This is a genomic window from uncultured Campylobacter sp., assembly GCF_938030785.1.
Classification (GTDB): Bacteria; Campylobacterota; Campylobacteria; order Campylobacterales; family Campylobacteraceae; genus Campylobacter_B.
Genome location: NZ_CALHIK010000118.1, coordinates 26,065 through 41,055, shown reverse-complemented (window position 1 = coordinate 41,055; position 14,991 = coordinate 26,065). Strand labels below are relative to the sequence as shown.

At 45.6% G+C, this 14,991-nt stretch carries 12 protein-coding genes and 1 pseudogene; 4 read left to right on the top strand and 9 right to left on the bottom strand.

The genetic code is table 11. From position 1 onward, the window contains the following. Positions 1-209: 209 nt before the first annotated feature. The 9 genes and pseudogenes from Q0438_RS06815 to mscL form a co-directional block, all read right to left on the bottom strand. Positions 210-869, bottom strand: coding sequence for a hypothetical protein (locus tag Q0438_RS06815; protein ID WP_299189266.1), 660 nt, complete (start codon positions 867-869; stop codon positions 210-212). A gap of 159 nt (positions 870-1,028) precedes the next feature. After that, positions 1,029-1,829, bottom strand: coding sequence for a hypothetical protein (locus Q0438_RS06810; RefSeq protein WP_299189263.1), 801 nt, complete (start codon positions 1,827-1,829; stop codon positions 1,029-1,031). Positions 1,830-2,015: 186 nt separating this feature from the next. Then, positions 2,016-2,564 carry a hypothetical protein gene (locus tag Q0438_RS06805; protein WP_299189260.1) on the bottom strand — a complete coding sequence of 183 codons (549 nt, stop codon included), beginning with the start codon at positions 2,562-2,564 and terminating at the stop codon, positions 2,016-2,018. 647 nt (positions 2,565-3,211) lie between these two features. Then, positions 3,212-4,549, bottom strand: a pseudogene (priA, locus tag Q0438_RS11140) (primosomal protein N'); the annotation flags it as partial. A gap of 727 nt (positions 4,550-5,276) precedes the next feature. Beyond that, a complete protein-coding gene (locus Q0438_RS06795) occupies positions 5,277-5,759 on the bottom strand; it encodes a type II secretion system protein (protein WP_299189253.1) in 483 nt (160 codons plus the stop codon). A gap of 98 nt (positions 5,760-5,857) precedes the next feature. Continuing rightward, the gene (asd, locus tag Q0438_RS06790; protein ID WP_299189245.1) at positions 5,858-6,823 is read right to left on the bottom strand and encodes an archaetidylserine decarboxylase; all 966 of its coding nucleotides are present in this window, start codon (positions 6,821-6,823) and stop codon (positions 5,858-5,860) included. Continuing rightward, positions 6,824-7,951, bottom strand: coding sequence for a metallophosphoesterase (locus Q0438_RS06785; RefSeq protein WP_299189243.1), 1,128 nt, complete (start codon positions 7,949-7,951; stop codon positions 6,824-6,826). Between the two features lie 3 nt (positions 7,952-7,954). Beyond that, complete coding sequence (locus tag Q0438_RS06780) at positions 7,955-8,593, bottom strand: Crp/Fnr family transcriptional regulator (RefSeq protein WP_299189241.1); 639 nt, start codon at positions 8,591-8,593, stop codon at positions 7,955-7,957. 9 nt (positions 8,594-8,602) lie between these two features. Then, a complete protein-coding gene (gene mscL / locus Q0438_RS06775; RefSeq protein ID WP_299189239.1) occupies positions 8,603-9,007 on the bottom strand; it encodes a large-conductance mechanosensitive channel protein MscL in 405 nt (134 codons plus the stop codon). Between the two features lie 114 nt (positions 9,008-9,121). Between mscL and gltX the strand changes: the two genes are divergently transcribed. The 4 genes from gltX (at position 9,122) to Q0438_RS06755 (ending at position 14,731) form a co-directional block, all read left to right on the top strand. Further along, on the top strand, positions 9,122-10,429 hold the full coding sequence (gene gltX, locus Q0438_RS06770) for a glutamate--tRNA ligase (protein ID WP_299189233.1): 1,308 nt from the start codon (positions 9,122-9,124) through the stop codon (positions 10,427-10,429). Next, complete coding sequence (locus Q0438_RS06765; RefSeq protein ID WP_177387724.1) at positions 10,423-10,719, top strand: YggT family protein; 297 nt, start codon at positions 10,423-10,425, stop codon at positions 10,717-10,719. The genes gltX and Q0438_RS06765 overlap by 7 nt, the downstream gene beginning before the upstream one ends. After that, positions 10,716-12,380 carry a lytic transglycosylase domain-containing protein gene (locus tag Q0438_RS06760; RefSeq protein WP_299189223.1) on the top strand — a complete coding sequence of 555 codons (1,665 nt, stop codon included), beginning with the start codon at positions 10,716-10,718 and terminating at the stop codon, positions 12,378-12,380. Before Q0438_RS06765 ends, Q0438_RS06760 begins: the two co-directional genes overlap by 4 nt. A 302-nt stretch (positions 12,381-12,682) precedes the next feature. After that, positions 12,683-14,731: a hypothetical protein gene (locus tag Q0438_RS06755; protein WP_299189221.1), complete on the top strand. Its 2,049-nt coding sequence runs from the start codon at positions 12,683-12,685 to the stop codon at positions 14,729-14,731. Positions 14,732-14,991 lie beyond the last annotated feature (260 nt).

Here is a 14,991-nt window from a genome sequence, read left to right as displayed (position 1 = left end):
CTGTATATCGAAAAGGGGCGAGCAAGGCATGTGTGGCGACGTAAAATTCTAATCAAATTTTAAAAACGCAGATTGAGGAGCAAAAACTGCAAGCCCAAAACCGCGGCGATAAAAGGATCTTTTAGGGTAAATTCGCCATGATTTCCCAACCAAAATTTCGCGTGCTCAAAGTTATCAACGGCAACTGAATGCATTGCATGTTTTACTCGTTAATGGTAAATTTTCGTATTTAAATACAAATTTCTACAAACGGATGTTTGCGAAACTCCGTCTTTAAATTTACTAATTTTAATAGAAATCGCTTTAAGACCGTTTATTAAATTTACGGAATCGATAAAAAGTAGATAATCTTCGCTCTTATATTTTATCGGTCCGAAATAAATCAGGGTATCTCCTGCGATCTTGTTTCGATAATCCTCAAAATCTGCCCTGCTATAATATGAATCGTATGAGGGGTCTTTTATAATTTTACTGCACTCTTGCGGATCTAGAATATACATAAAATTTGCAAAAGACATCTCGTATTGCCGAAAATCTCTATACGTCATAATATACAAAAGCTTATTATCAAATTTATATAACGTAAATCCTCTCCCCGTAAAGCCGTCTCTAATCGTTGTATTCATATCCATATACCAGCAATCGCCCATATTTTTCTTTAAAACTGGGTTATTGTAATCCGTCGTATCAAAAACCAGTGGGTTTATTATATTTATATTTTTCCACTCGAACAGATCATCGTAAAAGTCGTTGCAGAAGTCTCTTTCTTTTGATAAATGCTCTTCATACTCTTTTTTGAGCGTTGCATTTCTATCTATTTGCCAAAAGCTAACGGTTTTTCCGTTGAAAGTGGTTTCTCCTTCTACCATACCGGAAGGATTGTTTCTTACTACTTTCCTATCATTAGCTTTCCATAAAGCTATTTTTAAATCAAAAGGAATTTCCGTATCGCTTACATCGTTTGCATTCGCAAATAGTGCGAATACGATCATTAAGATAAAAATATGAATCCGCATAACTAACTGCTCCTATTGATAAAGCTTCGTGTTTAAATACGAATTACTACAAACAGGCATTTGTAAAATACCGTCTTTAAATTTCCTGATTGCGACATTGAGTAATTGACCGCTATGCGTATTGTCAAAATCTATGAAAAGTAGATAGTCTATATCTTTATAACGTATCGGTTCGGCATAAAACAGACGCCGTTTATATATGATATTGCCTGGAATCTCCAAATTTACCCTGCTACGAGGATCTTTTGTGATTTTACTACACTCTTTGGGATCTAAAATGTAAGCAAGATTTGCGAAATCATCCGTCTGATATATATAAGGAGTGGTTTTGTAAATCATAATATACAAAAGCTTATTATCAAATTTATATAATGTAAATCCGCGCCCGCTAAAGCCGTCTTTAATCGTTTTATTCATATCCATATACCAGCAATCGCCCATATTTTTCTTTAAAACTGGGTTATTGTAATCCGTCGTATCAAAAACCAGTGGGTTTATTATATTTATATTTTTCCACTCGAACAGATCATCGTAAAAGTCGTTGCAGAAGTCTCTTTCTTTTGATAAATGCTCTTCATATTCTTTTTTGAGCGTTGCATTATCTTCTATCGTAAAAAAATAAAAACTCTTGCCGTTAAAGGTAGTTGCACCCCGGATCATAGGTTCGTGAAGAGCTTTTCTTACAACTTTTTTATCTTGAATTTTCCATAAAATAGGTTCCAGTTGCCATGGCATCGATGGGTGCTTTATATCATCCGCTTTTGCGAACGATACGGCAAACAAGATCGCTAAAATAAAAGCACGAATTTGCATCCCTTGCTCCTTAAAATAGGCTTTTGGAATCCTAAAAGCGTTTTTTGTTATCGGTCGTATAAGCTTATACAACATAATTACTTAATCAAAGTATAAAATATATTATCATATCCGCACAAATATGAATTTATGCATATACCGCCGATCTATACGGCAGGCTTTCAGTGTTTCAATTACCGATCAATTTTATTCACATTCATGAATGTATGGATCTTTTAGGGTAAATTCACCGTAATTTCCCAACCAAAATTTTGCATGCTTAAAATTATCAATGGCAAATGTCGCATGGTGCTCGCTGTATACCCTGCGTGATCTGCATTTTTTGCCTTTGTAATCATAGTGATCTGCGAGCTTTTTATAAAATTCAATGCTTTCGTTATCAAAGTCGTAACCCAGCGCGATATCTTGATTTCGCCCGTCGTAAAAATGGATATAGTCGAAATCGAGGTTGTAAAAAACCTTGCAATGACCATTTTCGCCGTTTATTATGGCATCGCTGCAATATTTTTCTAGCTTTAATTTCTCTTTTTCAAACTCATGCCGTAGCTTGGTTTGCTCAGACGGGTCTAAATTTTGTGTTTTCTCAGTAAAAAATTTCTCTTCATACCCAAGCGCCTTTTGCAATAAAATAGCCGCATATTCGGCTCTTTTAGAATAAAAATATAGGAAATAAGAGGTGTATAGTATAAAGATAAAACCTGCAAAAATCATAAAATTTCTAAGTAGTTTTTTCAAATCGTTGCCTTTTTAGATTATACAAAGTAGCAAGACCTACCGCCGCCAAAATCTATTGTTTTACCTCAATTCATCGGCGTATCGCGTAAAATTCTACGGGTCAAATTTATAGAATAAAATTTACCAAATCGCGCTTAGCCGAAGTTTACGGGATCCATATCGATCTCGACGGGCAGATGCTCGAGCGCGCGCGCGGCGTTAATCAGCGGCACGTGCGAGCTAGCGCGCAGTAGAATTTCAAAGCGAAATTTCGACGCGATATAGGCGATACCCGCCTTGCCGTAGCCGATGATCTCAAAGCTCTCGCTCGCTTTCTCTTTCAAATACTGCGCGGAATTTTCGGCAGTATTTTCGGCCGCTAAATTTATAAAATTTTGCGCGGCACCGTTTCTTTCAAGCTTTAAATTTGCGCTATCCGCGTCCCCGTCGCAAGCTGAAATTTGCGCGGTATTTTTTAAATTTGAAGCGTTTTGGCGGTTTAAATTTACATCGCCCGCGCACAGATCCGAGCTTTGAAATTTAAAATTTGATATTTGCTTATCGCTCTGCTGCGCAGAATTTTCTAAATTTAAAGCGCTTAAATTTGCCTGCCTCGCGTCCAGCCCGTCACGCGGTGCAAACGCGCTACTTTCCGCCTGTTTACGGCACAAAAGCTCAAGCGCCACGTTCATTATCTCGCTCGCCGCCTTTTCGTTTTTATGCGAGATCAGCACGCGCAAAAGCCGCATATACGGCGGATAGAGCCCCTCGCGAAACTCCGCCTCGTCGCGCAAAAAATCGTCGTAGTTTTCGATATAATCCCTAAAAAAGCCGCTCTGGCGCGTCTGTATGACGACCCTGCCCTGCCCCGAGCGACCCGCGCGGCCTGCCACCTGCATCGCAAGCGCTAGCGTCTTTTCGCGCGCCCTAAAATCGGGATAGCTCAGGTGCTCGTCGATCCCCATTATCACCGCAAGATCCACGCCGTGGTAATCGTGCCCCTTGCTAAGCATCTGCGTGCCTACCAGAATGTCGATTTTATGGGCGTTAAAGTTATTGAGCAGCGCCTCAAGCTTACGCTGCGTGGTGATCTCGTCGCGATCAAATTTCGCAATGCGAGCACTTGGAAAACGCGCCGCAAGCTGTGCCGCAAGCTCGCCCGTGCCGATCTTGCGCGCCTGCATCACCTCGCCGCCGCAGTTTTCGCAAGACGCCCTGTAAAACGTGCTAAAGCCGCAGTAATGGCACTTTAGCGCCGCAGCGTCCGCGTGATAGCTCATCCCGACGGCGCAAAACGGACAGCGCACGATCTGCCCGCAGTTTTCGCAGACCATATATTTGTAGTTCGCGCGCGTCGGCAAAAACACGACCGCTTGCTTGCCGGCTTCGAGGCTATGCCCGATCTCGGTTAAAATTTTAAGGCTCAACCCCGTCTCGCTCTCATCGAAAATAAAGCGCTTGGCGCTGCTAAAATAGGTGCCGCACAGGCGGAAGTGCGGCTGCTTCGCGTAGGTGCTAAGCGCAGGCGTCGCGGAGCCCAAAACCACGCGGATGCCGAGCTTTTTGCCGACGAAAATCGCGGCGTCGCGGGCATTTAGGCGCGGCGCGGCGGCCGATTTATAGCTGTCGTCGTGCTCCTCATCCACGACGATGAGGCCTAGATCGCTAAAGGGCAAAAATAGCGCCGAGCGGGCGCCCGCGATGAGCCGAATTTCGCCTGCGTTAAATTTCGCTAAAATTTCGTGCTTTTTTTTCGGCGAAATTTTGGAGTGCCAGACGCCGAGTCGCTCGCCGAAATAGCTCTGTAGCCGCTTCGTCATCTGCGGCGTTAGCGAAATCTCGGGCATCAAAAACAGCGCCTGCTTGCCAGCAGCGAGCGCCTGCGCGATCAGCGCGATATAAATTTCGCTCTTGCCGCTGCCCGTATCGCCGAAAATCAGCGACGTCTCATTAGCTTCGGCGAATTTACGTGCTTGCTCCTGCGAGGGGGTGAGGTTTGGAATTTTACCTATTTGAAGCGGAGATAGCGGCGTTGAAGCGGGGTTTTGCGCGGTAGTGTCTAAATTTTGAATTAGGACGGAATTTTGCGCTGAAGCGGAATTCTGAATCGAAACGTAATTCTCTCCCTCGGCAAAATCCCGCTCTTGGATAGAATTTTGCGTAGTGGCGGAATTTTGATCTGATGTGAAATTTTGCACTGAAGCGGAATTTTGCCCGCCCCTAAACACTTGGATAGAATTGGCGGTAGAATTGAACGCCAAATTTTGCGAGATAATATTTTGCGCCTGCTTTAAATTTTGCTTTTGTGCGGAATTCGGTGCAGTGGCGGAATTTTGTATGGCGCTAGAATCTATGCTAAGTGCTAAATTTTGCTCACCTGCGGGAGTTTGTTCTGAAGTACAATCCTGCTTGATAGCAGGATTTGCAAAATCTCGCTCGGTCTCGCTCGCAGGCTCGAAAATCCCAAATGCAACGCTCTTTTCGCAGACATAGTAGTACGCGATAAAATTTGCAAGTGCGATCTGAAATGAGGTAAATTTAAGCTGCGAAATCTCTAAAATTTCCTTGGTTTTGAAGGTCGGTTTTGCAACCTCGCACAGAATCACGGCGGATTTGACGCTCGATTTTACGGGAACTGATACGATTTGATAGGATGGGATTTTAAAATTTAAACTATAAGTAAGCGGCTTTAGGCTGGCGCCCAAAACCGCAACTTCATAATAGAGCATTTAGCTATTGAGCTAAGGATTGACAAAGAGGCTGTTGATGATTGCAGTCGAATGAACCTACATTAACCGTTGAGCCTGCAGGTCTAGAAGCCGCAGTCGGATAGTAGTTAAAAGTAGTCGTTTGACCGGCAACGGTAGCTGTATATGTAGATGCGGCATTATTGCCGCCGTCCGCAACTAAAATCCAGCCGTTTCTTCCGCCAGCTCTCATAGGATAGATAGGCTGCTGTAACACACCTTCAAAAAGCGTGCCAGCCACATCGGGATCGCCTTCAAGACCTGGCCAGCTAGTCACGCCCCTCATCATATTCTCGCTTCTAACTAGCGAAAGTCCGCTTCTAATGGCGGCGATATCCCCACGCATCTTAGCGATCGTGGCATCATCGCGCGTAGCGGCCAATCTAGGCACCGCGATGCCCGCCAAAATACCTAAAACGACGATGACGAAAACAAGCTCGATCATCGTAAAAGCTTTTAAATTTTTCATGTTAAATCCTTTGATTTAAAGTGGGATGATTATAGCCAAATTTAAATAAAATTAATTTTAGTTAAACGGAAAATATCTAAATTTTAGATAAAAATTTACTAAAATTTGCCTAGTTCGCCGATTTTTTGTGAAAATTTGACGGCAGTTTCAGACGAAACGCTAAATTTTAAAAACTCGCTTTGCGCTACGAGCACGATCGTAGATCCCAGTTCGAAATTTCCCAGATGCTCGCCCTTTTTAAAGCTTAAATTTTCATATTCGTAAAGCGCCTCAGCTCTATTCGCGCACGCATTCGTTTGTATTCGCGTATCGAAATCAAATCTCATCTTGCCGACGTTTAAGGCGCCCACGAAAACCATCCATAAAATCCCGCCGTTACGCATCTTGCACTTTAAAATCACGCGCTCGTTTTTGACGTAGAGGTTTGGAATTTTAAGTAAAAATTTCTTCGCCACGCTGTAAAGATCGGCGGGTATATAAAGCGCCTGCAGCACGCTCAGATCGCAAGGCGCGTGATAATGATGATAATCGCGCGGGCTTAGATAGATGTTTGCGTAGCTTAAATTTACGCCGCCTTGGGTGCCGATTGCACTCGTTTCGCGGCTCGCACCGCTTTCATCGCTATAAATTTCAGCCTGCACGCCGCTCGCAGCATAAGTTGCGCCGCCGCCTATGATTTTTGCTTGCGCGGCGTCCGCGGCGTCATCTAAATTTTTAACCGCTCCGCCGCTTTCGCTCGCCGTAAACGTCCGCCCCAACAGCTCGCTAAGGCTGTATTCGCAGCCCTTTACGCTAAAAGCCCGCAGATCGGCGCAGCATCCGCTCTCAAAGACCACGCCGTCGCTAGGGCTTATGAAGGCTAGCTCGTCTGCCGCTATCTCGCGCGGGCGCAGCAAGCGGCGAGTAAAAAGCGCATTTAGGCTCGCGTAGCTTTGCGGCGGATCAAATTCGCTCATATCGATTTTGAAAAATTCCACATATTTGCGGTTGATAAAATTTTGTATAAATTTAGGGAATTCCACCGCGGCGATAATCCCGAAAATCCTCGAAATAAAACTTCTCATCTATGCCTTTCTAAGCTTAAGCAGCGCGATCTCGGCATCCGCAAAAACCCTTATCGGCGGGCCCCAAAACCCTACGCCGCTGCTTACGTAGATTTGCTTCAGTCCGTCGTTATACAGCCCGTAAAGATACTTCTGGCTAAGCAGCACCAAAAGCGTCCACGGGAAAATTTGCCCCGCGTGCGTGTGCCCGCAGATACACAGATCGACCTCGTCGCGCACGAAATCCACGACGTATTTGGGCTGATGAGCGAGTAAAATTTTTGGTTTATCGGGGTCTGCCTGCGCTAGCGCAGCGCTTAGATCAGGCTGCATATATCCGAAGCGAAAGCCGCTAAGATCGTGCACGCCCATTAAATTTAGCCCCTCAAATTCCACGCTTTCGTTTTGCAGCACTCGCACTCCGAGAGCTTGCATCGCTTTTATAAGCCCGCTCGCATCGCCGCGGTAATACTCGTGGTTGCCCGCGACGAAAAAGATAGGCTTTTTGATCGCCTCAAGAGGCTGCAAAATATCCCTGAGCTCATCCGAGCGCAGATCAAACATATCGCCCACGATCAGCAGCGCGTCGAAGCTTAGCGAGTTTATCCGCGCTACGACGCCTTGCAAAAACTCCTTTTTCAAAAACTCGCCCAGATGCACGTCCGAGATGACGGCGAAATTTAGCTCGCGAGCTAAATTTCTGATTTTTATTTCGCACTCGGTGATCTTGGGCTGCTTAAGCGCATTGAAAAAGCCTTTAAATAGGTAGCTAAACGTCATTATTACGAAGGTTACGTCGATAGAGGTCTTTAAAAATTTTCGCCTATTTTCGCTAAATTTAGCCACGTGCGTGGCGGCGCTTAGCACATCGTAAGCAAGGCAGAGGAAAAAAAGAGATAAAGTCACCGCCGCGCAAAATACGCAGACCTTATAAAGCAGCTCGTTTTTAAAGCTCACGCCGGGGGTGAATCCCGCAAAAAAGATCGCGTCAAAGATCGCTAAAACTACGCAAAGCAAGATCAAAGCGGGGCGAAACGCCCCAAAATTTTTATATGACGCAAAGCGTGCACTGAGCGATTTGTAAACGTAAAGATTAAAAAACAGAAATAAAATCGTGCCGACGATCGGGAAAATATAGGCGCTTTTCAAACTCTAGCCTTGGATATATTCGTCCAGCTTATGTTGATCGAAGCTCGCGATATTGTGCTCCTCGTCCAAAATGAGAGCCCCGCTCTTTTTAAATTTAGTGATGGTGCGCGAAAAAGTCTCGGGGGTGACGTTTAAAATTTTAGCCAGCTTCGTATATTTCGTGCTCGTAAAGATGTCGAAATTTTCGCTGATAAACTTAGCGATTTTGCCGTCGCAGTTTAGCACGACCTGATTATCGACGACCGCATTTAGCGCGCGGATCTTCTCGGACATCGATTTTAAAAGCTCTAGGCAAATTTTTGGATCGCTCATAAACTCGTTTTTAAATTTCTCATAATCGATCTTTAGCACCTCGCCGTTTGTAGAAAACACGCCGCTAGCAGGATAGCTCGTCTCTTCGAAATTTACCATCTCGGCGACAAGCGAGATGGGGCGGATCTCGTGCATATGGATCTCTCGCCCCTTCGCGGAGGTTTTATAGATTTTTAAAATTCCTTTTAGCAGGACCAGTAGATACTGCGAGCGCTCGCCCTCGAAAAATAAAATTTCGCCCTTTTTGTAGCTTTTGTGGATGCTAATCTGCTCCAAACGCTTGATCTGCGCCGCATTTAGAGCTTTGAAATAAGGAATTTTTTCGATCATCGCCGCGACCTATTTTTTTAGCAGATCTCTTATCTCGCTAAGAAGCTTGATCTCTTCGCTAGGCTCGGCAGGTGCTGCCGGCTCAGGCGCGGGCTCGGCGGGCTTTTTAAGCTTATTAATCGCCTTGATCGCGCAGAATATACAAAACGCGATGATGATGAAATCAACCGTTACCTGGATAAACGAGCCGTAGTTTATCGTAACGGCCGGGGTCTGTCCCACCGCTTCTTTTAGCACGATCTTAAGGTCGGTAAAATTCATTCCTCCCGTAAGAAGTCCTAAAACCGGCATCATGATGTCGCTTACGAGCGAGGTTACGATCTTGCCGAAAGCCCCGCCGATGACGACGCCCACCGCCATATCGATGACGTTGCCTTTCATCGCGAATTCTTTGAATTCCTGAATGAAACCCATATTGTCTCCTTGAATAAGATGCGCCGATATTAGCCTATTTTTGCTTTGTTTTTGCTTTTTATTAGGAAGTAAAAAGTATAATCCGAGCTTAAATTTAAACCCAAAGGACCTAAATTGTATCGCTTCGCTCCGTCGCCCACCGGCGATATGCATATCGGAAATTTACGCGCGGCTATTTTTAACTACATCTGCTCACTGCAGGATAAAAGCGGCTTTATTTTGCGTATCGAAGATACCGACACCGCGCGCAATATCGAAGGCAAAGATCAAGAGATAATCGAAATTTTAAAGCGCTTCGGCATCTCGTGGCAGAGCCTGTATTATCAAAGCAAAAATTTAAAATTTCATCAGCAATTCGCAGCTAAGTTACTCTCCGAGAAAAAGGCGTTTTGTTGTTTTTGCAGCGAGGAGGAGCTGGAAGCGAAAAAGCAAGCCGCCAAGGACGCTGGCGAGGCTTATCGCTACGACGGGCACTGCGAGCATTTAAGCGACGAGGAGGTGCTAAACTGCGAGAAGCCCTTTACTATCCGCCTTAAAAAGCCGGATCACGCGCTGGAATTTACCGACGCGATCAAGGGCCGTATCGCATTTGAGCCGCAGAATATCGACAGCTTTGTCATAATGCGCGCGGACAAGACGCCTACGTATAACTTCGCCTGCGCCTGCGACGATATGATGCAGGGCGTGAGCTTCGTAATCCGCGGCGAGGATCACGTCTCAAACACCCCAAAGCAAAACTGGATCCGCCAAAGCCTCGGCTACGACGGCGAGATCAGATACGCCCACCTGCCGATCATATTAAATTCCGAAGGCAAAAAGATGAGCAAGCGCGAGGATAGCTCGTCGGTAAAATGGCTGCTTCAAAGCGGCTACCTGCCCGAGGCGATCGCGAACTATCTGATCCTGCTGGGCAACAAAACGCCGCGCGAGGTCTTTAGCATGGATGAGGCGGTGGAGTTTTTCGACATCGCCAAAATTTCAAAAAGCCCGGCAAAATTTGACGAGGACAAACTCGCCTTTATAAACCGCGAGCATATCAAAAGAGCGAGCGAACAGCGCCTGGCGGAGCTTTTTGAGCTTGAGCCGAAATTTGCGCCTTTGATAAAATTTTACACTCAAGAAACTAGCCTTATCCCACAGATCAAAGAAAAGATCGCAGCGATCTACGGCGCGAAAGATATCCCGCAGGAGTGGGCGGCGCAGGCGCAGGCGCTGCGAGAGGCGATCTTAAATTTATTAAGCTCAAACGGCGCTCCAATGGAATTTAATGATTTCAAAGCGGCGCTTTCGCAGGCTACAAATTTAAAAGGCAAGAGTTTGTTTATGCCGCTTAGGTTTTTGATAACCGGCGCGCCGCACGGACCGGAGCTTAGCGAGCTGTATCCGCTGATCCGCGCCGATTTAAAGGAGATCGTATGCTAGCAAACAGCCTGATCTACGGCGCGCTCATCACCCTACACTACGCGCTGCAAGCCTATATGATCGTGATCTTTATCGCCTGCGTTTTGAGCTTCATCCGCCCAAATCCGTTCGGTAAATTTTATAAAATCTTCCGCGTCATCTCTGCGCTTACCGAGCCCGCGTTTGCGCTGGTGCGTCGCTATCTGCCTACGACTTTCGGCGGGTTTGATCTTTCGCCGCTTCTTATCCTACTCGTGCTTAACTTCTTTGACAGCGCGATAATCTATATCATCAATAGGACGGTCATTTGAAAATATTTCTGAAATTTAGCCTTGTTTTGGGACTGCTGTACGCCGCAAGTAGCGGTAAAATTTTAAGCTACGAGGAGATCAAAAACGAGCCCAAATCCCTAGCTAAGGATTATTACATCTATCGCTTGATCGACGAGACGAAATACAACAAAGCGGAGATTAAAATTTTAAAACAGAGTATCTTTCGCTACAAAGGCAAGCTAAAAGATAAGCTCGATAGAATTTTCGGCATCGCCAAAGCCCCTAAACGTCCGGATCGATGTGCAGGCGTTACCCCCTCCAATATTTTAGACGCAAATTTAACCTGCAAAAAGGCGCGCTCATATCCAAATTTCATCGCCAAGCTAAGCCCGTCCGTGCGCGAGACGCTCGCTTCGCAGCTAGAGAGTCACCAAGACGCGGCTTCGCGAAACGCCGTAAATTTACTGCGCGGATTTAACGACGAAAATCCGAGCGAGTATTTTATGCAGAGCCGCAACGCGCAAAACTACTTTTTATATTACAATTATCTAAAAAGCTCCGGCAAGGACGCCCTGATCGACATCGACGCGGACGCGACCTTCGTTACAGGCCTAAGCGCTCAGCCAAGCTTTAAGGCGGTTCTTAACGACGCGCTAATCAACCGCAAATACCCGCGCCTGCGCCGCTCGCTTATCGGCGTCGATCCGCTGGCCGTGGATAAAGACGTAGCGTTTATGCTCGGCGTAAACGCCGTCATGCAGAATGATGAAGGGGCTGCGCTTGCGTTTTTTAGCCGCGCGGCTGCGAGCTTTGAGAAGCCTCACGACGTGCACAATGCGAAATTTTGGGTATATCTGCTAAGCGGAGATCAAAATATCGTAAAGGAGCTGGCTGCAAGCGAATACTACAGCCTCTATGCGCTTTATGCCAAAGAGATTTCGGGAAATAAAAATTTAAACATCATCATCCCAAACCCCGCTAAAAATTCCATCGAGGGCTACGACATAACCGATCCTTTCGCTTGGGTTCGCACGAAAAATAGCGCCGATAGGATGTCTCGCGAGCAGCTTTTGGAATTTGCCAAAAAATTCGATACTAAGCAAAGCATCGGCGAGTACTCATACATCATGAATAAAGCAAGCGGCGGTAAGGACAACTTTTATCCGACGCCGTTTATGGAGTATATCGGCGACGGCGATAACCGCCGCAAAGCGCTTATTTTAGCGCTCGCTCGCCAAGAGAGCCGCTTCGTGCCCGCATCGGTATCTACGTCGTATGCGCTTGGGATGATGCAATTTATGCCGTTTTTGGCTAACGAAATCGGCAAAAAACAACTCAAAATCGACGGCTTCGATCAAGACGATATGTTCCGCCCGGAAGTCGCTTACCGCTTCGCCAACATCCACATCGACTGGTTAGAGCGCAAAATTTACAGCCCGGTTTTCATCGCATACGCTTACAACGGCGGGCTCGGGCTCGTCAAAAAGATGCTTCAGCGCGGCGATATGTTTAATAAGGGCAAATTCGAGCCGTGGCTTAGCATGGAGCTCGTGCCGTATGCCGAGAGCAGGGACTACGGCAAAAAGGTGCTTGCAAACTTCATCATCTACTCGCAGATCCTCGATCCGCGCGCGAAAATCTCGGTGCAGCAGGAGTTGCAAGATCTGCTGATACCGAGCAGAAGCGACGATTTTAGATAAATTTACGAGGCGGCGAAATGAAAGTAAAGCGAAATTTTATAGTTAAAATTTTAGCCGCTTCTGTTTTTATCTGATAAATTTGCGCGGCGACTCAAAATTTTTCGGCTGCCAAAGAGACCGCAAAATCGCTTAAAGAGGATGAAATTTTAATCATTAAAAGCGATCTTGCCGCTGCCAAAAAGCGTGGCGGCGCGCTGCAAGAGCTAAATTTAGAGGAAAGAGAGCTTGCAAAAAACGCGCTTAAGCTTCCGTTTGAAATTTACGAGCTGCGCCTTTCTGAAGATCAAAATACGCTCTTCGGTTTGGGCGACGACAAGGGCGGTATCGTCCTGATCGATGTTACCGAGCCGCACACTCTAAGGCTTGCGGGCATATTTTCTTTTCCGCAACACGAGCTTGATCCCGCTTACATAGATATCGCGCAGAGCAAAGACGGCAAAAGTCTATTCGTCGCAGATCCAAATTTCGGAATTTATAAGCTGGATCTTAGCGACCGAAGGGATATTAAAATTTCGGCTCGGCTTGAGGCGCGATTTGTAAATAAAATAGAGCTTTCAGCCGACGGGCGCACCCTTTTTGCGAAGGATTTTTTTAGCACCCTTACCGCCTATGACGTAAAAGATGATAAATTTACGCAGCTTGCTTATTTTATCGCCCCTTCCAAAGTCACTAAGCAGGAATACGATTACGCTTGCGCACCGCATAGATTATCCGAAATAAAGGAGCTCGGCGATCTGAAACTACTATCTAAAAACGAACTCTTGCTGGCAAGCTGGACGGGGTTTTATATTTTAGATATATCGGATATGGATAGGTACCGCGCAAATGCCGCGCAAAGCTCTAATATCTTAAAGCAGATCCGCTATATCGCTCATCCGTATTTAGAAATCGATAAAATGGCGCTATCCAAAGACGGCAAGCGGGTATTTTCATCCAATTGGAACGAATTTGGGCTATATGATTTAGGCGAAAACGACACGGCCCAATCAAGCGCATATTACAGCGGCGCACATTTAAATAATTTTAAAGTCATAGAGGATCTAAATTTAGCCTACTTAGGCAAAAAAATATCCGAAAAGGGGAAGTTTCCAAGCGTGGATCTGATCGATTTTAGCAACAAACTCGACCCCGCTCCGATAAAAAGATATCTCTTTCCGCAGAGCCTAAAGGGCGTAAGCGTCGAGTCTCGCGGCAAATATCTTTTCTTTTCCTACTTTACGAGAAACGGAGCGTTCATAAGCGGGCTTGATCGCGCTTCGTTAAGCTCCGCCGAGAAATCCGTTCAATCTGCGCAGATGCAAAATGAAATTTTAGCCGAAAAAAGCCCTGAAGAAAAAGGCGCGATCTGGGAACTTCCTTACGCTAAAAACGGCTTTAGAACCGTCGATAACATAATAAAATCTCCGCAAGGATATCTGCTTCTTGCAAGCGCAAACGACGAATACCGAGTCTCGCTAGTTGCGTTAAGCGAGCAGGGAGCGGAGCTTTGGCGCAAAAAATTAAATATGGTGTCCGCAGCCAATATGCCGGTAGCGGCGATGGACTCGTACGCGCTTTTGGATAATCAAATTTTAGACGCCAAAACGAAAAAGATAATCTACGAATTTCCGCTTAAATTTAAAGAATTAGCGAGCTTCAGCGATAAATTTGCCGCGATAGACGAAAACGACGATCTGCGCTTTTACGAGAGAGAAAAACTGCTATGGAAGAAAAAGCTAAATATCGCAAAGAGCAAAAGGCCGTTTGACGGCACCATGACAAGGATAGCCAAAATATCCGAAAGCGAGATCCTGCTCATCATCGAAAAAGATGGATTTTTAAAATTTAACGCTAAGGGCGAGGAGCTTTGGCATAAGAGCGTAAATTTCGCCCGCACGAAGGAGAGCGGCGCCTCTGACGAGCTTGTAATCGATCAGAAAGCGCAGCTGTTAAAAGCAAAGGATGGATCGATATTTCTACTGGCAAAATTCGGCGCAAATATCGCAAAATTTGATGCCTTAGGCAATAAAATTTGGAGAAAGCAGATTTGCGGAAGAGATCGCGGCGTCTGCGATCTGCCCGACACGCTAAACGCGACCTATAAATTAGCAAACTACAAAGAGGGGCTACTTCTAATCGGCGCAAACGACGTTTCGGAGGATCAGACGATATTTTTAGAGCTTGATCTGGACGGCAATATATTGCGCGAAAACAAAGCGAAATTGCAAGATTTTTGGCTCAAAAGCGCCGTAAGCACGGATGACGGAGGCGTTTTAATAGGCGGTGGCGCTCACGGCGACGATACGGTCATAATAAAAATCCGCTCCGACCTGCCGCTGGATCAACAAAAGATCAAAAATTTAAACAAATAAATTATCGTAGATTATCCCACCGCAAAGGCTGCGGCAGGTTTAAATTTAGCCTCTTTTGCAGCCTGCTTGCGGTGATTTAAAATTTCGTAACTTCGGATACGTAAGCCGTCGTTTAATTTCGGCAAGTTTTAAATTTTAAATTTACGCCCTCGCCTGCGCCGTTTTAGTTAAATTTAACGGCGCGGCGCAGAGCCTGCAAGCACGAGATGATTTAATCGTGATTTAATCGTGATTTAATCGTGCGACCCCGCAAGCCGCTT